This window comes from Enterocloster clostridioformis (genome assembly GCF_020297485.1).
Classification (GTDB): Bacteria; Bacillota; Clostridia; order Lachnospirales; family Lachnospiraceae; genus Enterocloster; species Enterocloster clostridioformis.
Genome location: NZ_JAIWZC010000002.1, coordinates 455,993 through 477,064 on the forward strand (window position 1 = coordinate 455,993; position 21,072 = coordinate 477,064).

Consider the following 21,072-nt stretch of genomic DNA (forward strand, 5'->3'; position numbering starts at 1 on the left):
CGGTTCAATAGTTTACTCGGACTTTCAGATAGTGGGCAGTCATATCGGGATAACCAAGTCTGTCCACTATGATTCTTTTGGTGAGTGCCGAGTTGAGCATTCCCGCCGCTCTCCACACTCCCTTTCGGCAGTTCGCCATCTCATGCACCTTCCACTCTGGTAAATGTAACGCCCGCAACATTTTATATCTTGTGCGTACCTTCTTCCATTGTTTCCAGTACACCGCTCGGATTCTGTGGCGCAGCCACTCATCCGTCTGTTCCATCAGGCTTTTCATGTCTGCATATCGATAATAGTTAATCCATCCCCTTGCATAGCTTCGGAGTTTTTCTTCCCTCTCCTGATTGCTCCATTTGTTCCCTCTGGTTGTCAGCTCCCGTATCCGGTTCTTCATTTTTGCCACCGACTTCGGGTGTATCCTCATGCGGCATTTCCCTTTATGCCGGTAAAAGCCGTAGCCCAGGTATTTTATCTTGCTGACGTGGCTCTCTGTCGTTTTCTGAAGATTGACTTTCAGAAACACTTTTCCTGTGATGAATGGCACAATGTTTTCCATCGTCCTCTCTGCGCTTTTCCTGCTTTTGCACAGAATCAGGCAGTCATCCGCATACCTCACATACTTGTGTCCCCTGCGCTCCAGTTCCTTGTCCAACTCATTCAGCATGACATTTCCACATAAGGGACTTAGCGGGCCTCCCTGCGGCACGCCCTCGGTCGTTGCGTGAAATCCTCCGTCCTCCATTACTCCGGCTTTCAGGTACTTGTGTATCAGCGAGATTACCCTCCCGTCCTTCACCGTCCTCGACAGCACCTCTATCAGCTTGCTGTGGTTCACCGTGTCAAAGTAGGATTGTAAATCCATGCTGACCACGTAGACATATCCTTCGTTGATATATTTCCTACATCTTTCCAGTGCGTCATGCGCCCCTCTGCCGGGACGGAATCCGATGCTGTTGTCAGAGAACTGTTCTTCATATAAGGGCGTCAGTTCCTGTGCGATAGCCTGTTGGATTACCCTGTCTACCACTGTGGGTATCCCCAGTTTCCTTGTTTTTCCTTTCTCCTCTTTGGGTATTTCTACCCTTCGGACTGGGTTTGGCTTGTATTTGCCTTCCCTCACCTGCTCGACCAATTCGGACTGGTGTTCTCTCAGGCAGGGTAGAAGTTCATCCACCTGCATTCCGTCAATCCCACCAACGCCTTTGTTCGTTTTGACCTTCTTATAGGCGGCATTTAGATTGTCGCTTCTAAGAATCGTATCTAGCAGGTTGTCCGTCCGAAAGTCCGTGTTGGTGTCGGGGTTCCCGGTAATCCTTTCATGGGCGTACTCTCCTGTTTCCCTTCCCTGTTCCGCAGGTATCTCTCGCAGGTAGTCCTCAATATGAAGTTGTCTGTACTTAATTCCATGTCCGGTTTCCATTTGGTAACGACACCTCCTACTGTTCAGTCCTTCCCGGTGCGTTTGCGACCGCCCGGTACTATGACCTCTGCTGACTTCTCACGGCAAGCTTTACTCCGTGACAGCGAATGTTTTATCGCCACTTTCACGTCCGTGAAACCTCCCCGGGTACTCACACGTTCTTTCCCACTTATACCTGCCCCGTTTACTGCTGGCGTTCCGTGCAGTTATTGGACTTTAGTTTGTTAGGCAACCTCATCCACGCTTCACAGCCTATCCGGACAACTTTTACAGGCCAGTGGTTTGCCTCCGGCTTCCTTCAGACCCCACCTCACGATGACGCCCTTGCCATTGGCTGCACCCTTCCCACTGCCGGGCGGGTCAGGGACTTTCACCCGTTAGAACGTGCGCCCGCCGGGCGCACATCGGATAGGGGAGATTTTAACCTCCCCTTCCACACCACGTAGCGTACCGTTCGGTACTACGCGGTTCAATAGTTTACTCGGACTTTCAGATAGTGGGCAGTCATATCGGGATAACCAAGTCTGTCCACTATGATTCTTTTGGTGAGTGCCGAGTTGAGCATTCCCGCCGCTCTCCACACTCCCTTTCGGCAGTTCGCCATCTCATGCACCTTCCACTCTGGTAAATGTAACGCCCGCAACATTTTATATCTTGTGCGTACCTTCTTCCATTGTTTCCAGTACACCGCTCGGATTCTGTGGCGCAGCCACTCATCCGTCTGTTCCATCAGGCTTTTCATGTCTGCATATCGATAATAGTTAATCCATCCCCTTGCATAGCTTCGGAGTTTTTCTTCCCTCTCCTGATTGCTCCATTTGTTCCCTCTGGTTGTCAGCTCCCGTATCCGGTTCTTCATTTTTGCCACCGACTTCGGGTGTATCCTCATGCGGCATTTCCCTTTATGCCGGTAAAAGCCGTAGCCCAGGTATTTTATCTTGCTGACGTGGCTCACTGTCGTTTTCTGAAGATTGACTTTCAGAAACAGTTTTCCTGTGATGAATGGCACAATGTTTTCCATTGTCCTCTCTGCGCTTTTCCTGCTTTTGCACAGAATCAGGCAGTCATCCGCATACCTCACATACTTGTGTCCCCTGCGCTCCAGTTCCTTGTCCAACTCATTCAGCATGACATTTCCACATAAGGGACTTAGCGGGCCTCCCTGCGGCACGCCCTCGGTCGTTGCGTGAAATCCTCCGTCCTCCATTACTCCGGCTTTCAGGTACTTGTGTATCAGCGAGATTACCCTCCCGTCCTTCACCGTCCTCGACAGCACCTCTATCAGCTTGCTGTGGTTCACCGTGTCAAAGTAGGATTGTAAATCCATGCTGACCACGTAGACATATCCTTCGTTGATATATTTCCTACATCTTTCCAGTGCGTCATGCGCCCCTCTGCCGGGACGGAATCCGATGCTGTTGTCAGAGAACTGTTCTTCATATAAGGGCGTCAGTTCCTGTGCGATTGCCTGTTGGATTACCCTGTCTACCACTGTGGGTATCCCCAGTTTCCTTGTTTTTCCTTTCTCCTCTTTGGGTATTTCTACCCTTCGGACTGGGTTTGGCTTGTATTTGCCTTCCCTCACCTGCTCGACCAATTCGGACTGGTGTTCTCTCAGGTAGGGTAGAAGTTCATCCACCTGCATTCCGTCAATCCCACCAACGCCTTTGTTCGTTTTGACCTTCTTATAGGCGGCATTTAGATTGTCGCTTCTAAGAATCGTATCTAGCAGGTTGTCCGTCCGAAAGTCCGTGTTGGTGTCGGGGTTCCCGGTAATCCTTTCATGGGCGTACTCTCCTGTTTCCCTTCCCTGTTCCGCAGGTATCTCTCGCAGGTAGTCCTCAATATGAAGTTGTCTGTACTTAATTCCATGTCCGGTTTCCATTTGGTAACGACACCTCCTACTGTTCAGTCCTTCCCGGTGCGTTTGCGACCGCCCGGTACTATGACCTCTGCTGACTTCTCACGGCAAGCTTTACTCCGTGACAGCGAATGTTTTATCGCCACTTTCACGTCCGTGAGACCTCCCCGGGTACTCACACGTTCTTTCCCACTTATACCTGCCCCGTTTACTGCTGGCGTTCCGTGCAGTTATTGGACTTTAGTTTGTTAGGCAACCTCATCCACGCTTCACAGCCTATCCGGACAACTTTTACAGGCCAGTGGTTTGCCTCCGGCTTCCTTCAGACCCCACCTCACGATGACGCCCTTGCCATTGGCTGCACCCTTCCCACTGCCGGGCGGGTCAGGGACTTTCACCCGTTAGAACGTGCGCCCGCCGGGCGCACCCAAAAAAGAGCTGGCAGCCCTCACAGACTGTCAGCTCTTTCCAAATCTAGTACCTGCAGTACTCCTTACGGATACCTTCCATCTCCTCGTGGATGGCCGGAACATCCATGACCATCTCCATCATTCCCACCTGTTCCTCATAAACAGCTGGGTCTGTCTCAGCTTTCACTTCATCCTCGCAGATATGATATACACTTAGTCCCAACTGGACTCCTGCCAAAGGACCTGCATAAGTTGGATCGCCGGCCGTAACGGTTTCTGCCGCAAGGCCTGCGGCCTCTGCTTCAGCAGCTCCCAGAAGAACTACTATGTTCTCCGGGCCGTGCTCCTCACTTATGTTTAAAACCCTCTTCTGGTTTTCCAGATCCATGGCACCTGCGGACGTTCAGACAAAGCACTCTGTTGAAGAGTAGGCTATCTTTGCGCCTGCTGTCTTGGCACACTCTTCGATGGCTGGTCCGGGTACACCGTCGCGGTCACCAATGATGATAGCATACTTGTCTTTCAGTATAGCCATACATTGCTCCTCCTTTTCTTTATCGCGCTTATATGCGCTGTTTTTATACATCAGCCGCGTCTGCGGTTATGCATCATTTGTACCGGCCCTCCGGCCATGCCCGGGCATCAGGCATATTTCTTAATCATTTCCTCGCAGCTCTCCGGGGTGGCGTCATCCTTTACCCTGGAATCAATCATTTCCCCATCCTTGTAAATAGCAATCACAGGCAGTCCCAGCACCTTCTGGGCAATGGCAAGCCGTCTGGCCTTGGTGGTGTTCAGGGAACAGAATTTTACAGTTGTTCCGTACACCTCCTCGAACTTGTGGATATGCGGCATCAGAGCCGCACAGGGAACACAGCCGTCCCCGTAGAAGTCCACCAGCACATAGCCCCGGGCCTTTAAAACCTCTTCCTCGAAATTTTCCTTGGTCAAATCAATCATTTTTTACCTCCTAAATGTAATCGTGATAACTTATGGTTAAATAGTTTCTTTTTATCCATTTCCAAAAAGCCGGGCTTTTACCTGCGTTTGTCCTTGACAAAACATGGAAAACAGATAATATATTAAGTTAGTAGCTAAAAAACTTTCATCCAATGATAAGGAGTATCACCGATGAGCGATATAAAACTGACTGAACTGACAGGTTCCTGCGGCGGCTGAGCGTCCAAGATAGGGCCTGATACCCTCGCGCAGGTTCTGCGCGGTTTACCAACCTTTCACGACGACCGGCTTCTGGTTGGATATGACACCTCCGACGATGCGGCCGTCTATCAGCTTACCCCTGAACTTGCCCTGATACAGACCGTGGATATCTTCCCCCCAGCCGTGGACGATGCCTATGAGTACGGTCAGATTGCTGCCGCCAACTCCCTGTCCGACGTATGGGCCATGGGCGGGGAAGCCAGACTGTGCATGAACATCCTCATGTTCCCGGAGCACCTTCCCTTTGATACGGTACAGGCCATCCTCCGGGGCGGCTATGACAAAGCAGCTGAGGCCGAAGCCATAGTAGTGGGAGGCCATACCATCAAGGACGACATTCCCAAATACGGCCTGTGCGTTTCCGGCGTGGTCCATCCGGACCGTATCCTGCGCAATAACTCCATCCAAAAGGGCGATGTTCTGATTCTCACCAAACCCCTGGGCACCGGCGTTCTGACCAACGCGGACAGAGGCGGTCTTTTATCTGACGCAGAGCATAAAGCCATGGTTGACTGTATGGCTGCGCTGAATAAATATGCAGCCGATGCGGTACGCAGCCTGGACGGGGTCCATGCCTGCACCGATGTGACCGGCTTCTCACTGCTGGGCCACAGCTACGAGATGTGCGGGGAATCCGGACTTACCGTAATCATAGACAGCAGCCGAGTCCCACTGCTCCCGGGCGCGGACAACTACGCGTCCATGGGTCTTGTGCCCGCGGTGGCTTACCAGAATATGAAGCACCTGAAGGACAAGGTGGCTCTGCCAAAGGACCTTCCGTCCCATGTACACGACCTTCTCTTCGACCCCCAGACTTCCGGCGGCCTCCTGTACAGTGTGGCATCCCAGGAAGCGGGACGTATCATGGAAGCGCTTCAGAAAGCATGCCAGACCCCGGCTGTCATAGGCCATGTGGAAGGCCCGTCTTCCCATCCGGTCATGGTGATTTGACAAAAACTTCACAAGAAGGAGGCAGACCTCTCATCCCAGCTTTACAAACCGGGAGCGGACAGCCTGCCCCCTTCCACTCTGCTATACTTGCCACATCTGATACATTTTTAAATATCCTTACAGCAGACCAGAAGGCCGCTGAGGAATTTTCTGACCCTCACGTTGCCGTGTCCGTCGCTCTTCCCTCTGATATAGCTCATTTCCCTTTTGATCTGTTCCAGACTGTAAAGCCTGGCTCCATATTCATTAAACACGGGATCTGCATAATCATCCATTCCTCTGTATGCCAGATTCGCCATACCCACAGAGGCCGCGCGCCGTATGCGCTGTTCCACGCTCTTGGAATTCTGTCCCATCCTGCTGCACAGCTCACGTACCGTAATGTCTCTTATGTCCAGGTCCTCTTCAATCAGATAGCGGACAATTCGTATGATGTCCTTGCTTCCCGCCTCACTGAGTATTCCGATTTCCTGTAAGATGCCTTTTAAACGCCGTATGGACTGGTTATAATCCGTTTCCTGTTCCTCAGGCCGCATCTTTCGTCCCTGCACATTTGCTTCCCAGGAAAATGCTCCCGCGGAAAAATCGTTCCTGGCCTTGCCAATCAGCCACTGCATGGCCCTGGCCATCTCCATATTGTGCAGTACGTTTCTCACTTCTATCTCATTGTACGGTTTATGTATCAAAAGCTCTGCGCCTTTTTCATAAGCCATCCTGATAATATCCATATCATTGAAATGCGAAAGGATAACAACCGATGTCTGGGGCAGTATCTCCCTGATTTTCTGTATGTATGCAATGGTTTTGGATGCGGAAAGGGTAAGGTCTGCCAGAATCATATCCGGGCACATCTCCTGGAGCTCCAGATAGGCTTCCTCCCACCTGGACGCAATGCCGGCAACAGTTCCCATACCGCCGTCCTCAATCATTGTTTTCAGTTCTGTCCGCGAATTCCTGTCGCAGTCCACAATATAGATTCTCATCCTATTTCTTCTTTAAAAATACATCCTTAATATTTTTCCACAACATGAACAGTATCAGTACTGCGCCCACATATCCGTTGAGCACGTAGATGATGTTGACCAGGACCCTGAAAGGAAGGAAGAGTCCTACAATCAGTCCAACCACTCCAAGAGCAACTGTCAGCATCTTAAACTGGCCGGTTCCCTCTTTTGCGAACCTGGCGCATGGGTTATACAATAAAGGCACCGCTGTTGTATAAATACCGGCAAACACCACTACCGCAAAGAAGGATGCAAATGGTTTCCAGATGCGCTCTGCCAAAATCAGGTTGGGGATATCAGCATTCCATACAAAGATGCCGGAATTGCTTAATCCTGCTGTATTGATATTGGCAACCTGTGCCAGCATGATAAGGATGATGGCAACACATACGGCAATAGTGCCTCCATAAATGCCGTATTCCACGTCTTTCTTTTTATTATTAGCTCCCAATGCCGCTGTAAAGCTGGCGAACCACAGAAGTACGAATCCCGCATAAGACAGGGCTGATATCACCCAGTTAGGTCCCGCGTTCTTGATGGTTTCTCCGCCTGCCTCGGCAAAGGCACCTGTACGGATGATTTCCAGTCCGGCGCCCACATTCCCCGCATCCCTGAACAGGGTTACCACGCCGATACCGATACAGAGTACAACGATAGCCGGGCCAACCACACCGATCTTGTCAACCAGTGAGTTAAGTCCCCCTACCACGGTAAAGATTGCCAGTGCTGTCAGAAGCACGCCGCCTGCCCAGGAAGGAAGACCGTACTGCTGGTTCAGTGTAGAGGCAGCACCTCCAACCATAACGAAAAATGACATGTAACAGAATACAGTAGAATAATAATCCATGAAGGTCCCGACGTATTTACCGCAGTAAAACTTGTATACGTCATTTCCTTTTTCAAAGTGCTCTTCCGCTCCGGCCTTGGCAAAATTGTAATTGTAGTAGATGAAGCAGACCGCAAACAGTAATACCGTAAAAATTCCCTGCACGCCATATGCAGTGTAGTACTGGACAATCTCCTGCCCTGTTGCAAACCCGGAACCAATGGTAAACGCGATGATTGCTCCGGCAAGTATAACTACCCGTCCCCAGTTAACTTTCTTATCACTATCCATACGCCTTCTCCTATCCATGGTCTGATACAGCGCCGCAACGCTGTCCTGATTTATGCCGGCGCAGCGGGCAGGCTGCCTGCTGCGCCGGATTTGTCATTTCTGTGATTATTTCTCAAACACAGTCTGGCCATCAACTGGTGTCTGAAGTGCTTTGAGAGCTCTTCTGACCATGGATAAGCGTAGCTTATAGCTGTCCTTCTCGCCCTGTGGCGGATCGCCCAGAGGATAAGGAATGCCTATACCGGGAATAATACGGTTAGCGCCTATTGTCAGTGAAATCGGAACTACAGTAGCCATGTGAACTACCGGAATGCCGTACTTCTCGATACCCTTAACCATCGTTGCACCGCAACGAGTACAGGTACCTCATGTAGAGACGAGGATAACAGCATCCACATGCTCATCAATAAACATCTGTCCAATCTCGCTGCCGAACTTGGCTGCAGAAGCAGTCGCTGTTCCGGTACCGGTAGTAGTGCAGAAGTAGTTCACAAGCTCGCCGAACTCGCCTGCTTTTTCCAGTTCTCTTAATGCGTCCAACGGAACTACCACGTTGGGGTTGGCCATGGCAAACTGACGGTCATATCCGCCGTGGATGGTGGTAAACTCATCCGGCGACAGACGGTCCATGCCGGTGATGTCGTATTTGCCCCACTTGGTGGCGTTGGAGGACTCGATATGGTCAGGGTTGCCGGTTGGCACGATACCGCCGGAGGTAACCACTGCAATTTTTGCGTGCTTAATATCCTTAACAGGCTCAGCGGGCGCAACTCTGTCAAACTTAGGCATAGGAAGGTCTGTGCCGTATTCCTCGCCCTTTAACTTCTTAACCAGCATCTCAAGGGCACGCTCAGAACCTCTCTTCTCAGCGAAGTAGTTCACGCGGATTCCTCTCTCGATGTATCCTTCTTCCTTCGGTCCAAGGATTTTAGCGCCTGCCGCCATCTTCTTAATGAGGGCTGACATAACAGGAAGTACCTTTGGCATACCTGCTGCGGAGTTAGGTGTTTCCACAATGATAAGGTCCTTGCGGAACATATCCACGCCTGGATTCTCGATATACATACCGGTGATAACCGGGATGCCCAGACGCTCTTCCACTGCCTTACAGATGGTACCGCAGGCAACGCCGTAACGTCCAGCATTGAATGCGGGGCCTGCCACGAATACATCAGGCTCACATTTCTTTACCATCTCAATGATGGTATCGGTTGCAGCGTCCAGATTCTCTCCGAAATAGTTGTCACCGCAGATAACGGTTGATACGATTTCATAATCCTCTCCCAGTGCAGCCTTAAGTCCCTTACCTGGTCCTACGACCCCTTCCCGAAGCTCAGGGGTATAATCGGCTTTTTCTTCACCGCCGATTCCGGCAAAGAACTGGTTAATATAATGTACTATTTTATATTTAGCCATCTTTCCATCTCCTTTATTTTCGATTAATAGCCTCTAGCTGCCAGCTTGTTGAAACCATTGGCAATGGTGGAGGCGATGATAATCTGAAGCTCTGCCTCAAAGCTGCCGTCCGGGTTCTTACAGCCGTCCCAGCCGCCAATCTGCATCTCGATGAAGTCCTGTGTTCCGATGACCTTATCCATGGCCGGGAACTGGAGTGTGGCATTACCCTGTCCACAGGATGCCAGTGCGTCGGCTTCCTCGCAAACGTCTGCCAGGGACTGGGACTTTCCGTCCTTGCCCGGGAACTCGTCGGTTATCAGAACCACCTTGGTTCCTGCGCGCTCTACCTTGCGGCAGTTCATCATCAGGTCGGTATCAGGATTGCCGTATCCCTCCTCGGTAATCAGCACACCGTCTAATCCCATCCAGTTGCACAGCTTGGCAACCATGTCGGAATGACGCTCTTTGTCTGCCAGGAATACGTTCTCATTGGTCAGGATAACACCCATGAAGTTGATATCCTTGCCATGGTGCTTATAGCAGTCCTCAATAACCGGATTGTGGAAATGATGGTAAGTGGTAACCTTGTCACACGGGGCAACACAGTTACCGGAAACAATAGCGCCGTCCATGATTTCCGTTGGATACATAAAGGTGGGGATGAACTGCTTTGCATCCACGCCGTAATAATATGTATCATGCAGAAGGCCCTGTGACTGCAGCATGTGAATGTAGCCTACCTTTGGAAGGTCCGGATACATGGCAGCCTGCTCGAAAATGGGCTTTGTCTCATAAGTAATGATTTCATCAGGCTCCAGCTCTCTTGCTGCCTCGCCTACATAAGCAGCTACTTTTAAGCCTGCCATACGGGCAGCCTTCTCATATACATGAGTCTCCAGGCCGTCGGCCGGCTCCACTACAACGCAGAGGTTATAGGTCTGTGAGAATGGGCAGTAATCCGCAGCAGGGCCGCTCATGTCGATAACGCCCTCCTGGAATCCTACGATTTTACCAACAGTCACCACACAGCAGCCTTCCAGTGCGTGTGTTCTTCCGGTTCCCACCTGCGGGCTTACCTTTCCGATCACGCCTGGGAAAATCTCTCCGCCGCTGACCTTAACCCTTGGCTCAATCACGTCCTTAACCGGTGTAATCCTAACGGACTCACCTGGCTTTGCAATGTCAACGTGGCAGCCGGTCAGCTTATCGTCTTCCAGCACAAGCTTTTCAACTTCCTCTTTGTTGACATAGAGCACTCCGTCTTTCACGTGAGTCTTGTCATCGAATCGGATATCTTTGATAAAGATTTTTCCCAATTCAAGCTTCATATGAAATACCTCCACTTCTTTATATTTTACTGCCTGATTGTCCATGATATTTCCATATATCTAACCTGGCAGCCACAGCAGTACTCTTTCGGTTACAAAATTTGGGGATTGTGCAAAAATGATATTTAAAAATAGTAATCGCGATAACTTATGTCTATAATATAACATAAGTTATCGCGATAATCAATGGAACTCTTGACGCCTATTGTTATTTTCTGTAGGAATAGTTTTTTTCGTCAATTTGTTATAAATTTGTCATGTTTTTTGTGTATATTCACTACTTGGGTGTGAAATCATAGGCATAGCACTGTGTGATTTCCTTGCTCTCCTGAATGAACTGGTTTACCAGCTCCGGAATCTCTTCCTGACTGACGCCGTGCTCCTGGACAAACTTAAAATATCCCAGAAACAGGGTGCATATGATATGATTCAGCTTTTTTGCATTTTCCTCTGAAATTTTGCCCTCAGCCACCAGAAGCCTGCATATATAATAATCCCTCTGGTAATAGCTGGGTATCTCAAGCATCTCCTTGATGAAGGGGCTAACCTGTATGATGGCATCCGGAAACATCTCATAGTATTCCTTAAGGGCCTCTCCCAGGTCCCGGTTGATGTTCCGGTAGAATACAGCCTCAAAAGCCTGGGGCTTTTTAAATGCTTCCTTTGCATAGGAACGCCATATGCCGAAATGCACGTCCCAGATATCATTCCAATCCTTCTCACATTTTGACAAATCCAGGATATACTCGTTGAGCGCATCCAGCTGGGCATAAAACAAAAGCTCATCCAGGTTCTGAAAATACCGGTACATACTGGCGGATGAACATCCCAGCTCTGCCGCAATACGCCGGATGCTGATGGCCTCCACTCCCTCCTTCTTTATAATTCTGCTGGCCTGAACCACATAATCCTTCCTGCTCAAATCTTTAAAGTAGGATGTTCCCACATTCTTTTTCATGACTTCCTCACATTCGGTTCCTTATTATCCCTATAATTTAGGGATTACATTCTCTATCATTGACAAATCAATGGTCTTGTAATCGTAGGCAATCTTCTCATCATACTTAGGCACCTTCTTAATGGCGGTCCACTTATTGAACGCCTCTATGGCTTCCTCAATCAGACGGATATCCCCCGCGTCACTCTTTCCGGTTTCACTGTATAAAAGGATGGTCCTGTAGGGCGTCTGATTGGGCTTTAAACTGGAGGCCTGGGGGTGGGTCAGAAGCTTGTGGTTTGTATGAATCAAATCCCTGGTCTTTAACAGTACCTCCTCGTAGGTCTCCACCGGAACAACCTGGTCTACCTTGTCTCCCCATTTTTCTGCTGCCCGGTCATTATTGGTGACCAGAATACATTTACCTAAATCAAACATTGTATCCCCTCCTGGTTATTATTATTTGCTGTCTTCCTTAACATCTCTTTAATATATTACATCAAATTACATATTCCGTCAATTTATCCCGTACACCATAAACCCATGCTTTCCTAAATTATATCTGTAAAAATGCAAATCCCGTAAAAAGTGCTGCAAAGCCATCGAAATCCTTCAATTGCTGTTGCAGCACCCTGAGTCAAAAGAAATATTCATATGGGTAGTTCCGTGAACACTATTTGCTGAAATATCCGTGATACAGCTGGAAAAAGTTGTCCGCCGTGCAGCCCTCACCGCCGGAGAACTCCACCACGTCACCGGGCAGCTTCTTAAGCTTCACCGTGTGTTCCTTTACGTAGGGCTCATAGATTCCCAGGAACGCCTTTGTCTTCTTCTCCTGGGCCAGCCTGCTCTTTCTGGCAGCCGTGGCCTCCTGGTCATAGGCATTGACACACTTCTGGATATAATATCTTCCGCCCTGCTCCAGTATCCCGCTGACCTGGTCCTGCTCCAGCTCAAATGCAGCACTGTCAAGGCCATCCATGTCCTTCTGCCATTCCAGTGTCCTGTCTGTCCGGCTGTTCTTTGAATATTTTGCGGCAATGGCTCCAAAATCCGCTTTTTCTGCCTGGGTAAGGGCCAGCACGTTCTCTGCTTCCTCCCTGGAATCCAGTTCAATCTGCTGGATGCCTATTACCTTTGCCTCCGCGTCACTGACCTCCAGGTTCTCGTTTTTTGTCAGCTCCGCCACCAGCTTATCCGCGCGGTAGTATTCGCAGTACAGGTCATACACCTCGTCCTGGGATACATCCATAAACCTGCGATCCTGCTCCGATAAATTTCTGTAATATTCCTGGGCAAGGGACTTAAGGGCATCCCTTTCCTGGCTTGTAAGTTCAATTCCCTGTTCATCCGCCATCAGATTGGTGGTTGCCAGCTCAATCAGGAACTGCTCCACCTGGCCCATCAGCTTATCCTCAAATGTATTGCCGCTCTCGTCCGCCTTCACAGACCACAGTTCGCTGGTATATATGTTCTGGTACCGGTTGCGCTCTGTGATGGCAATAACCATCATCTGCCCCCTGGTGTACTCCTTATCCACGGTTCTGGAGCCGGTTGCTGCAGCTGTCTTCCTGGAACACCCGGTAAAAACAGTCAGTGCCAGGACCGCTGCCAGGCACAGTGTCAAGGTCCTTTTCCATCTCTTCCCCCGTCCCTTGTATATCCTGCTTCTGTCCACTGTCACGCTCCTCTCACAGCAGCCCTTTCAGTATCTTGAGGACTCCGCCCCGCACATTGCTGTCCGCCTGGAATCTGGCTGCCCTGCGGACCTCTTCCCTGGCATTGGCAACCGCAAAGCTGTAATAGGCCTGGTTCAGCATCTCTATATCGTTGAGCTGGTCCCCGAAGGCCATGGTCTCCTCCACCTTAATGCCCAGGCTCTCCTGTATGGTGCGCACGGCCCTGCCCTTGTTCACATCCCTGGCCATACAGTCCATCCACATGTCACCGGCGCAGGCCATCTTGGCCTGGTCCCTAAACTCCTCATATATGTCCCTGGTGGCTGCCTCGATTCCCTCCTTCTTATAAATGGAAATCTTCACACATGGCTCCTCCAGCTCCAGCACGTCCCTTACCCGGATAACATTAAACTTATAGCCATTGGTCAGCCAGTCGTACAGGGCATCGTTCTTAGAATCCAGATAATCCCCGTTCACACCGGCATAAACCATCTCCAGCTCCGGATGCATACGTACCTTCCGGATGATACGGTGGGCCAGCTGGCGGTCCATGGTGTAGGCATACAGGCATCTGCCGTGGCAGCCCACGTACGCCCCATTGTTGGCAACATAGAATATCTTCTTCTTTACCGGCTCAAACGCGCTTTCCACACTGGCCCAGGGGCGTCCGCTGGCAACCACAAACTGCATTCCCTTTTCACGAAGCCTGAGAATAATGTCAAATACCTCCGGATCCAAATCCGGGGATCCGTCCGGTACAAGGGTTCCATCCACATCCGATACAATCAGCTTAATCATCTTCCCTGTCCTCCAAAAGTCTTTTTATCTCCTGATAGAGACGTCCCACGGGCAGTCCCACCACGTTGGCGTAGTCCCCGTCAATTCCTTTTATATAGGCGGCAAACCTGCCCTGAATTCCGTAGGCCCCCGCCTTATCCAGGGGCTCACCGCACTGGGCATACTCCTTCATTTCCCCACAGGTCATAGGGTATACATGGACATCCGTGCGCTCCGCAAATGTAATCCCATGGCACCTGTCCTTCCCCTGGCACAGCAACACCGTCACACCGGTGTATACCTGATGGGTCCTGCCCTGAATCTTCTCCAGCATCTCATAAGCCCTCATGGGAGTTCCCGGCTTTCCCAGTATCTCATTTCCCACGGAAACCACTGTATCAGCCCCGATCACCATGGTGCCCACGGGACATCCCGACGCAACGTCCTCCGCCTTCTGTCTGGACAGCTCCATGACCACCATATCCGGCTTCTTCTCCCTGGTTTCCTCCTCCATCCGGCTGGGCCTGATTTCAGGCTCCAGGCCAATCTGTGCCAGCAGTTCCTTCCGTCTGGGGGATGCCGAGGCCAGCACGACCTGATATCCTCCCCAAGTATGTCTCATATCCATGTCTTTCTCCTTTATTCAACCCGCCGTAAAACAGGGGCGGCTCAAAACGACGAAAAGACTGCTGCATGTAGACCAATGGTAACAGCCACCTGCAGCAGCCTTTCATCCAATTAATATATCTTCAGCCGGCCCACTGCCGGCGCATCTTCATCTTCCATACCGCCCAGGCGCAGGCGAAAACAGCGGATGAAATCCACCAGATAGAACATGGTAAGTCCTACCGCCAAAACGGGCCCTACATGGCCGGGCAGGCTGAACACGGCAGCACGAACCCTTATATCCAGAAAATAAAAGAAAAACAGACCCAAAAGTCCCCACCCGAGGCTGCTTTCCAGACAGATCATTCCTTTGTAATTAAAGGGTTTGCGGCTGTAGTCCCACCAGAAGGAACCGAACAGCCGGACCATAATATTGGCTGTGACCAGTTCCATGGTAGTAGCCATGGCCATGGACGCCGTGTAGAGCTCCATGGGGCTGCCCGAAACGGGCCGCAGCAGCATGCAGGCGCCCAGGGCGCCGAACCCATATATGACGCAAAAGGGGCCATGGCCAAAGCCACGGTCCACTACAGGCCGCTTATATTCTGCACTCAGCACAATACATTCCAGCAGGTAACCAAGAAAACTATACATAAAAAACCAGTTGATGAAATCATAAACATTCATGGTATCTTCTGTCCTTCCTGTCTAACATGATACCCCCCGCCGTGTTAATAGCAGGAATTCAGGGCCAGAGCCAGCCCGATTCCCAATATAGCCCCTGCCAGAACCTGCAAAGGCGTGTGTCCCACGTACTCCTTAAGCTTCTCCTGAAGCACTTCCGCATTGAGCTTAAGGGGATTCTCTGAAAGGATGGAATTCAGCAGCTTGGCCTGTTTTCCGGTCTCACGCCTCACTCCGATGGCATCATACATGACAATCATGGAGAGCACGAAGGACACGGCAAATTCAAAGGAGCCGGCCCCGTATTTAAGCAGGGCCGCTGTGGTCAGGCCGCAGACCGTGGCAGAGTGGGAACTGGGCATGCCGCCTGACCCCACCAGGCGCTCCGCGTTAAAATTCTTATTCAAAGCAAAGTCAATCAGTGTCTTTAAGAACTGGGCAACCACCCATCCTGTAACGGCACTCATAAGAAGCTGATTGCCAAGCATCTGTGTCCATACATTCATAATCGGATTATTCTTTCCCCTTTCAAACGGGCTCCGGGACGGTTTTAGCAAAACGTATGATTACCGTCTGGCCGGCTGCGCAAACAGGCACATCCGAATCCAGTGCTTAAACCGGGCCGTGGCTTCCACTGTACTGCAATATTTATCCGCGCAAGTAACTGCATATCCTGCCTTGGATGCGGGAGGGACAAGGGTCAGGGGCCACATATGCCTCAGGATTATCATCCGTTCCTCCCCGGTCAGCCGGAAATACCGGTCTGCATTCGCCAGGGCTGCTTTCGGGTGGGTAAATCCATGAAAATACTGGCCCGTCTCCTTAGCATGGGTATGCCAATCGTATAAAAACAAATCATGGAGAAGCCCTGCCCGAGCAGCGCTTCTCCAGTTTCCTCCCAGCTGTTTGCACAGCTTATATCCAAGGTATGAAACCTGCATACAGTGGGTCTTGCATGTGGTAGTCCCGTGCTGTATGTACTGGTCCATGGACTGGAATACAGGATGGCACAGTATGTCTCTTACGCACTCCATGTATTCCTCGTCTTCTGTTATCTCTGAAACCACTGACGGCTCCATATGGGCATCACACCTTTCTTAATTCATCAGCATATTATCCGACATTACAGGTCTGTTGTCAATATCCAATCAGCCAGTCATAAAGTTCCTGGTACTTGGCGGCAGAGGTCCACCAGGAATAATCCTTGGCCATAGCCCTGTCGATAATCTTATTCCACTCCCGGCGTTTGCTGCTGTAGACATACTTGGCATAGCGCACGCTTCCCAGCATCTCATGAGCATTGTAATTGGCAAAGGAGAATCCTGTGCCCGTGCTCTCGTATTCATTATAAGGCTCCACTGTATCCTTAAGACCGCCTGTCTCCCTGACAATGGGAACCGTGCCGTAACGCAGAGCCATCAGCTGGCTCAAGCCGCATGGCTCAAACAGGGAAGGCATAAGGAATGCGTCGCTTGCTGCGTAAATCTTATGGGACATGGCCTCTGAGTAGTAGATCTGGGCCGATACCCGGTCATGATACTTCCAGTCATAGTGGCGGAACATGTTCTCATAGCGCTCCTCACCTGTTCCCAGTACCACCAGCTGCAAATCATCGTTGCACAGCTCATCCATGACGCACTGAATCAGGTCAAAGCCCTTCTGGTCCGTAAGACGGGAGACGATGCCGACCATAAACGTCTTCTCATCCACCGGAAGGCCTAACTCCTGCTGAAGCGCCTTCTTGTCCTTTACCTTTTCCTTGCGGAAATTCTTAGCATTATAGGTCTGGGCAATATACGTATCTGTCTCCGGATTAAACTCATCGTAGTCAATGCCGTTTACAATTCCCCTGAGGCTTCCGGCCCTGGAACGCATAAGGCCGTCCAGTCCCTCGCCGTAGAATGGCAGCTTAATCTCTTCTGCATAAGTGTTGCTGACCGTGGTGATGGCATCTGCATATACGATACCGCCTTTTAACAGGTTTCCGTCCTTGTAGGCTTCAAGCTTATCCGGCGCGAAATAATAATCCGGCAGTTCTGTAAAGCGCTTGATGGTTTTCACATCCCACACACCCTGGAACTTCAGGTTGTGGATGGTGATTACAGACTTCATATTGCAGAAAAATTCTCCCTCGTGGAACTTATCCTTGAGAAGAACAGGAATCAGTCCTGTCTGCCAGTCATGACAGTGCACCACATCGGGCCGGAATCCAATCACAGGCAGAGCTGATAAGGCTGCCCGGCAGAAGAAGCAGAACTTCTCCAAATCCCAATACCAATCCCCGTATGGCTTTGCCCCGTTAAAATAACTCTCATTATCAATAAAGTAAAAGGTTATACCCTCGTGTACGTACTGCAGGATGCCCACATAGCGGCTCTGTCCCAGATAATCCATATAGAAGTGGTTTACATATTCCATCTTGTCACGCCACTCCTGTTTGATGCAAAGGTACTTGGGAATGATGACCCTGACATCAAAATACTCTTTATCAAAGCATTTTGGCAGGGAGCCCACTACGTCTGCCAGTCCTCCTGTTTTAATAAACGGCACTGCTTCTGAAGCTGCAAATAATATTTTCTTCATCAAAACCTCCCTCTCCTGACGAACAGGTTCCATATGCCTTTCTTAATAGTATACCTTACTTTTCCGAAATTAGGAAGTTCTTTCTGATGAATTTGTCTTAAATTTTTTTGTATTCCAAGAGTATTTTATCCGATATCAGCGCAATGAATTCAGAATTGGTAGGCTTACCCTTTCCGGTACTGATTGTATAACCGAAAACTTCATCGATGGTTTCCATCTTGCCTCTGCCCCAGGCCACCTCGATGGCATGACGTATGGCACGTTCCACCCGGCTGGCCGTTGTCTGGTTGCGTTTGGCTATGGCCGGATAGAGGATTTTCGTCACGCTGCTCATCATTTCCTGGTCTTCCACCGACATGGCGATAGCATCTCTCAGATACTGATATCCTTTAATGTGGGCCGGTATGCCCAGCTCATGAAGCATCTTTGTAATGTCTGTTTCCAGATGCTCCTTCATGTACTCCTCCCTGGTGATATGGGATTCTTCCCCCGGCTCAAAAGGAGCCGTTAATACTTTTCCTGCCGGCTGTTTATCGGGCAGTTTTCCAATATGACGAATCTTGTTTACCAGGATTTCCTTGTCGAAGGGTTTCATCAGATAGTAATTAGCTCCCGCCTTAAAGGCATCTTCTGTCATCTGTTCTCCACCCACTGCACTAAGTATAATGAATGCAGGATTTTTCAGGAAAGTATGCTCGCTTTTCACTTTTTCCACTACGGATATACCGTCAATTTTCGGCATTACCAAATCCAGCAGTACAATGTCCGGCGTGGTGTCAACAATCATGTTAATGGCATCAGCGCCATTGTCTGCCTTTCCAATTACAGATAATCCGTCTTCTGCGTTAATCAGTTCATCCAGCGTATTCAGAATCAGCGGATTGTCATCGACAATCGCAACATTCAGCTTTTCCACTTCCTTTTACCTCCTAAAATTGTTTGCCTGTGCTGAACTACCTGCCAATCAATCGGTAGCTGCTATTCGACCATCTTAACATCAAATCCATCTCCTTCGTCAATATAACTCCTGGCGAAATTAATTATATATGGTCCCCATACCATATAGCAACGATTCGTGGTCGCAATTTTAGACACGCATCGAGATTAAATTGTATCATTTTTGGTGTCATTTTGCAATTATTAATTATATCGATTAACATTTTTGTAACAAATAATTGGTTTTTTTACAATATTTTACTTTAATTCGACACCTTTTTTGTAATTTCAGCACGTTGAGGTTCTAATCCATTATATTCTCACAGGCTTGATTATAGAACGCAAACATCTCTGTTTTTCCTCCTGATATTTAAAACTTTGGCAAAACCGCGGGAGGGGGCGAGACGGGATTTGTCGAAATTTGTTGGAGAGGGTAGGTTGACGGAGGTGGGGAGGTTGGGACAGAGGTGAGAGCAGAGATAAGGGCCGAAAAAAAAACAGGGATGATATTTATGAATTTGATAAGATATGACAGATGGGGAACGGATTTTGTAAGAAATTTGCAGAAACTGATTTTGAGGTGGTATCTGCAAGCCGAAGCGTATGAAATATCAATCCACAGCTTCTTCGCAGAAGCCGACGCAAATACATCCAATACCGCTTCATATATCATTGATTTTTTGTATGTATTTCATAATCATATTCCACTATTTTACAGTTTTTATCCATATTCCCCCAGATTGTCCCTAAAAGCTGCCAGAAAACAGTTGCAAATCTCTCCTGCTTTTCATGTTCACTTGACATTCGCACTACTATATAGTCCACTTTGTGCTGATATATCACCTTCTCCACATCTACCCGTGTTTTTATCTTAGCAAATCTTAAAATATTATTTTGATGGCATACTTCACTTATCATAATTTACACCTGCCCTATCCTTTGTGTTGCTTTCTGTCTATATACCACCCCCCCCCCCAAAAAAAAAAAAAAACGGTTTGTCTATATTGTACCAAGTCGCTAGTGCGACGGCTAGCCCAAGGTACATAAAACCACCACTTTTTTTATAAAAAATAGCAGTTTTTAAATTTATGATGTATTGTTAAGTTACCACACCAAACAACTTCATAACTTTAAGAACTGCTATGCTTATGTTATCATGGATTTCTAAACTCAACAACTATATATCTTATTTTTTTACTCGTCCACCACCTCTTTTTGAAATGTAACTACTGTTTTTATTGCATTTCAAAGGAGATTTTACTATGGACAAATATTTAAATTCTTTCAGGGAAATGATTTCCCTTCGCGGTCTTACCGACCATACCCTTAAAAATTACTGTACTTACATCCGGGCGTATCTGGATTACCTCGCAAATGTTCTTCACAAATCGCCAGAAGATGTTTCCTGGGATGAACTTCGTGACTACATCAAATGGCTACAGAAATCCAGAGACCTTTCTGACCGCACCATCAACTGTGCCATTTCACAACTGCGCTTTTTCACCATGTATGTTCTTCACAAAACATGGGATGACACACAGCTTCCCATGCGTAAGTTTGACGAGTACCTTCCCTATGTTCCCTCGAAACAGGAAACATGGCAGTTTATTTCTTCCATACCTGATTTAAAGCAGAAGACTATGGTTACACTCATGTATTCCTCAGGGCTTCGTATCGGTGAAGTATGCCGTCTGCGTTACGAGGATGTTGACCGCAAAAACATGCGGCTTCACATCACACACTCCAAAAACAGGAATGACCGCTATGCCATTCTTTCTAAAGCGGCACTTGACCTGCTGACACGCTACTGGTTTGAATACGGCAGACCAAAAGGCTTTCTTTTTCCAAAGCAAAGTGGCGAGGACAGACCCATCGACACATTCTTCCTTTCAAGACACATCCATGCCCATGAGGACAGGCTCGGATGGGAACGCAGGCTTACCTGTCATTCCTTTCGTCATGCTTTTGGTACCCATCTGTATGAAAACGGAACCGACCTGCTTACCATAAAAGCGCTTATGGGACATAAATCTTTGTCTTCCACCACTATTTATGTCCATCTTTCCGGTAATGCCATCCGCAATGCCGTCAGCCCTTTTGACCGATTGGCAGGTGAATACCATGAGTGATTACAAAATCAGGCAGATATTTGAGCAGTCC

The 21,072-nt window shown here is 49.0% G+C and carries 22 protein-coding genes; 3 read left to right on the forward strand and 19 right to left on the reverse strand.

The annotated features are described in order from the left end of the window. Positions 1-4 precede the first annotated feature (4 nt). The gene (gene ltrA, locus LA360_RS29375) at positions 5-1,420 is read right to left on the reverse strand and encodes a group II intron reverse transcriptase/maturase (protein ID WP_112482477.1); all 1,416 of its coding nucleotides are present in this window, start codon (positions 1,418-1,420) and stop codon (positions 5-7) included. 221 nt (positions 1,421-1,641) lie between these two features. Between ltrA (LA360_RS29375) and LA360_RS29380 the strand changes: the two genes are divergently transcribed. Continuing rightward, positions 1,642-1,866 carry a hypothetical protein gene (locus tag LA360_RS29380; RefSeq protein WP_146774920.1) on the forward strand — a complete coding sequence of 75 codons (225 nt, stop codon included), beginning with the start codon at positions 1,642-1,644 and terminating at the stop codon, positions 1,864-1,866. 23 nt (positions 1,867-1,889) lie between these two features. Here the strand turns inward: LA360_RS29380 and ltrA (LA360_RS29385) are convergent, their stop codons facing one another. From ltrA (LA360_RS29385) to trxA, 3 genes are all read right to left on the reverse strand, one after another. Further along, a complete protein-coding gene (gene ltrA / locus LA360_RS29385) occupies positions 1,890-3,305 on the reverse strand; it encodes a group II intron reverse transcriptase/maturase (protein WP_160116354.1) in 1,416 nt (471 codons plus the stop codon). A gap of 450 nt (positions 3,306-3,755) precedes the next feature. After that, positions 3,756-4,226 (reverse strand): glycine/sarcosine/betaine reductase complex selenoprotein A, encoded by a 471-nt coding sequence (gene grdA, locus LA360_RS29390; RefSeq protein WP_080633517.1) that lies wholly within the window; start codon positions 4,224-4,226, stop codon positions 3,756-3,758. Positions 4,227-4,333: 107 nt separating this feature from the next. Beyond that, on the reverse strand, positions 4,334-4,651 hold the full coding sequence (trxA, locus tag LA360_RS29395; RefSeq protein WP_002584704.1) for a thioredoxin TrxA: 318 nt from the start codon (positions 4,649-4,651) through the stop codon (positions 4,334-4,336). A 171-nt stretch (positions 4,652-4,822) separates the two neighbouring features. On the opposite strand from trxA, the gene selD reads away from it, so the two are divergent. Continuing rightward, positions 4,823-5,863 (forward strand): selenide, water dikinase SelD, encoded by a 1,041-nt coding sequence (gene selD, locus LA360_RS29400; RefSeq protein ID WP_080633414.1) that lies wholly within the window; start codon positions 4,823-4,825, stop codon positions 5,861-5,863. A 107-nt stretch (positions 5,864-5,970) separates the two neighbouring features. Here the strand turns inward: selD and LA360_RS29405 are convergent, their stop codons facing one another. The 15 genes from LA360_RS29405 to LA360_RS29475 all read right to left on the reverse strand — a co-directional run bounded on the left by LA360_RS29405 (position 5,971) and on the right by LA360_RS29475 (position 19,830). Continuing rightward, positions 5,971-6,846 carry a DNA-binding domain-containing protein gene (locus LA360_RS29405; RefSeq protein WP_022203043.1) on the reverse strand — a complete coding sequence of 292 codons (876 nt, stop codon included), beginning with the start codon at positions 6,844-6,846 and terminating at the stop codon, positions 5,971-5,973. Position 6,847: 1 nt separating this feature from the next. Beyond that, the gene (locus LA360_RS29410) at positions 6,848-7,984 is read right to left on the reverse strand and encodes a YkvI family membrane protein (RefSeq protein WP_002584707.1); all 1,137 of its coding nucleotides are present in this window, start codon (positions 7,982-7,984) and stop codon (positions 6,848-6,850) included. A 105-nt stretch (positions 7,985-8,089) separates the two neighbouring features. Next, the gene (gene grdF / locus LA360_RS29415; protein WP_080633413.1) at positions 8,090-9,400 is read right to left on the reverse strand and encodes a sarcosine reductase complex component B subunit beta; all 1,311 of its coding nucleotides are present in this window, start codon (positions 9,398-9,400) and stop codon (positions 8,090-8,092) included. A 23-nt stretch (positions 9,401-9,423) separates the two neighbouring features. After that, the gene (gene grdG / locus LA360_RS29420) at positions 9,424-10,710 is read right to left on the reverse strand and encodes a sarcosine reductase complex component B subunit alpha (protein WP_002584709.1); all 1,287 of its coding nucleotides are present in this window, start codon (positions 10,708-10,710) and stop codon (positions 9,424-9,426) included. Between the two features lie 277 nt (positions 10,711-10,987). Next, positions 10,988-11,668 carry a TetR/AcrR family transcriptional regulator gene (locus tag LA360_RS29425; RefSeq protein WP_002584710.1) on the reverse strand — a complete coding sequence of 227 codons (681 nt, stop codon included), beginning with the start codon at positions 11,666-11,668 and terminating at the stop codon, positions 10,988-10,990. A gap of 30 nt (positions 11,669-11,698) precedes the next feature. Further along, complete coding sequence (locus LA360_RS29430) at positions 11,699-12,085, reverse strand: GrdX family protein (protein WP_002584711.1); 387 nt, start codon at positions 12,083-12,085, stop codon at positions 11,699-11,701. 235 nt (positions 12,086-12,320) lie between these two features. Continuing rightward, positions 12,321-13,325 carry a peptidyl-prolyl cis-trans isomerase gene (locus tag LA360_RS29435; RefSeq protein ID WP_002584712.1) on the reverse strand — a complete coding sequence of 335 codons (1,005 nt, stop codon included), beginning with the start codon at positions 13,323-13,325 and terminating at the stop codon, positions 12,321-12,323. Positions 13,326-13,338: 13 nt separating this feature from the next. Continuing rightward, positions 13,339-14,124 (reverse strand): HAD family hydrolase, encoded by a 786-nt coding sequence (locus tag LA360_RS29440; protein ID WP_002584713.1) that lies wholly within the window; start codon positions 14,122-14,124, stop codon positions 13,339-13,341. Beyond that, on the reverse strand, positions 14,117-14,731 hold the full coding sequence (locus tag LA360_RS29445; protein WP_002584714.1) for a Maf family protein: 615 nt from the start codon (positions 14,729-14,731) through the stop codon (positions 14,117-14,119). Before LA360_RS29445 ends, LA360_RS29440 begins: the two co-directional genes overlap by 8 nt. A gap of 110 nt (positions 14,732-14,841) precedes the next feature. Then, positions 14,842-15,396: a putative ABC transporter permease gene (locus LA360_RS29450; RefSeq protein WP_022203040.1), complete on the reverse strand. Its 555-nt coding sequence runs from the start codon at positions 15,394-15,396 to the stop codon at positions 14,842-14,844. 44 nt (positions 15,397-15,440) lie between these two features. After that, positions 15,441-15,881, reverse strand: coding sequence for a divergent PAP2 family protein (locus LA360_RS29455; protein ID WP_002584716.1), 441 nt, complete (start codon positions 15,879-15,881; stop codon positions 15,441-15,443). A gap of 78 nt (positions 15,882-15,959) precedes the next feature. Continuing rightward, positions 15,960-16,460, reverse strand: coding sequence for an HD domain-containing protein (locus tag LA360_RS29460; protein ID WP_002584717.1), 501 nt, complete (start codon positions 16,458-16,460; stop codon positions 15,960-15,962). A 70-nt stretch (positions 16,461-16,530) separates the two neighbouring features. Further along, positions 16,531-17,976 (reverse strand): glycogen synthase GlgA, encoded by a 1,446-nt coding sequence (glgA, locus tag LA360_RS29465; protein ID WP_002584718.1) that lies wholly within the window; start codon positions 17,974-17,976, stop codon positions 16,531-16,533. Positions 17,977-18,073: 97 nt separating this feature from the next. Continuing rightward, positions 18,074-18,892, reverse strand: a complete 819-nt coding sequence (gene spo0A / locus LA360_RS29470; protein ID WP_002584719.1) for a sporulation transcription factor Spo0A — start codon at positions 18,890-18,892, stop codon at positions 18,074-18,076. 689 nt (positions 18,893-19,581) lie between these two features. Then, a complete protein-coding gene (locus LA360_RS29475; RefSeq protein ID WP_022203039.1) occupies positions 19,582-19,830 on the reverse strand; it encodes a hypothetical protein in 249 nt (82 codons plus the stop codon). A 344-nt stretch (positions 19,831-20,174) separates the two neighbouring features. On the opposite strand from LA360_RS29475, the gene LA360_RS29480 reads away from it, so the two are divergent. Then, the gene (locus tag LA360_RS29480; RefSeq protein WP_112481419.1) at positions 20,175-21,041 is read left to right on the forward strand and encodes a tyrosine-type recombinase/integrase; all 867 of its coding nucleotides are present in this window, start codon (positions 20,175-20,177) and stop codon (positions 21,039-21,041) included. Positions 21,042-21,072: the final 31 nt, after the last annotated feature.

Coding starts and splice junctions, on each gene's coding strand:
- ltrA (WP_112482477.1), bottom strand. CDS start 1,420: ATGGAAACCGGACATGGAATTAAGTACAGACAACTTCATATTGAGGAC.
- ltrA (WP_160116354.1), bottom strand. CDS start 3,305: ATGGAAACCGGACATGGAATTAAGTACAGACAACTTCATATTGAGGAC.
- trxA (WP_002584704.1), bottom strand. CDS start 4,651: ATGATTGATTTGACCAAGGAAAATTTCGAGGAAGAGGTTTTAAAGGCC.
- LA360_RS29405 (WP_022203043.1), bottom strand. CDS start 6,846: ATGAGAATCTATATTGTGGACTGCGACAGGAATTCGCGGACAGAACTG.
- LA360_RS29410 (WP_002584707.1), bottom strand. CDS start 7,984: ATGGATAGTGATAAGAAAGTTAACTGGGGACGGGTAGTTATACTTGCC.
- grdG (WP_002584709.1), bottom strand. CDS start 10,710: ATGAAGCTTGAATTGGGAAAAATCTTTATCAAAGATATCCGATTCGAT.
- LA360_RS29425 (WP_002584710.1), bottom strand. CDS start 11,668: ATGAAAAAGAATGTGGGAACATCCTACTTTAAAGATTTGAGCAGGAAG.
- LA360_RS29430 (WP_002584711.1), bottom strand. CDS start 12,085: ATGTTTGATTTAGGTAAATGTATTCTGGTCACCAATAATGACCGGGCA.
- LA360_RS29440 (WP_002584713.1), bottom strand. CDS start 14,124: ATGATTAAGCTGATTGTATCGGATGTGGATGGAACCCTTGTACCGGAC.
- LA360_RS29445 (WP_002584714.1), bottom strand. CDS start 14,731: ATGGATATGAGACATACTTGGGGAGGATATCAGGTCGTGCTGGCCTCG.
- LA360_RS29450 (WP_022203040.1), bottom strand. CDS start 15,396: ATGAATGTTTATGATTTCATCAACTGGTTTTTTATGTATAGTTTTCTT.
- LA360_RS29455 (WP_002584716.1), bottom strand. CDS start 15,881: ATGCTTGGCAATCAGCTTCTTATGAGTGCCGTTACAGGATGGGTGGTT.
- glgA (WP_002584718.1), bottom strand. CDS start 17,976: ATGAAGAAAATATTATTTGCAGCTTCAGAAGCAGTGCCGTTTATTAAA.
- LA360_RS29475 (WP_022203039.1), bottom strand. CDS start 19,830: ATGATAAGTGAAGTATGCCATCAAAATAATATTTTAAGATTTGCTAAG.
- LA360_RS29480 (WP_112481419.1), top strand. CDS start 20,175: ATGGACAAATATTTAAATTCTTTCAGGGAAATGATTTCCCTTCGCGGT.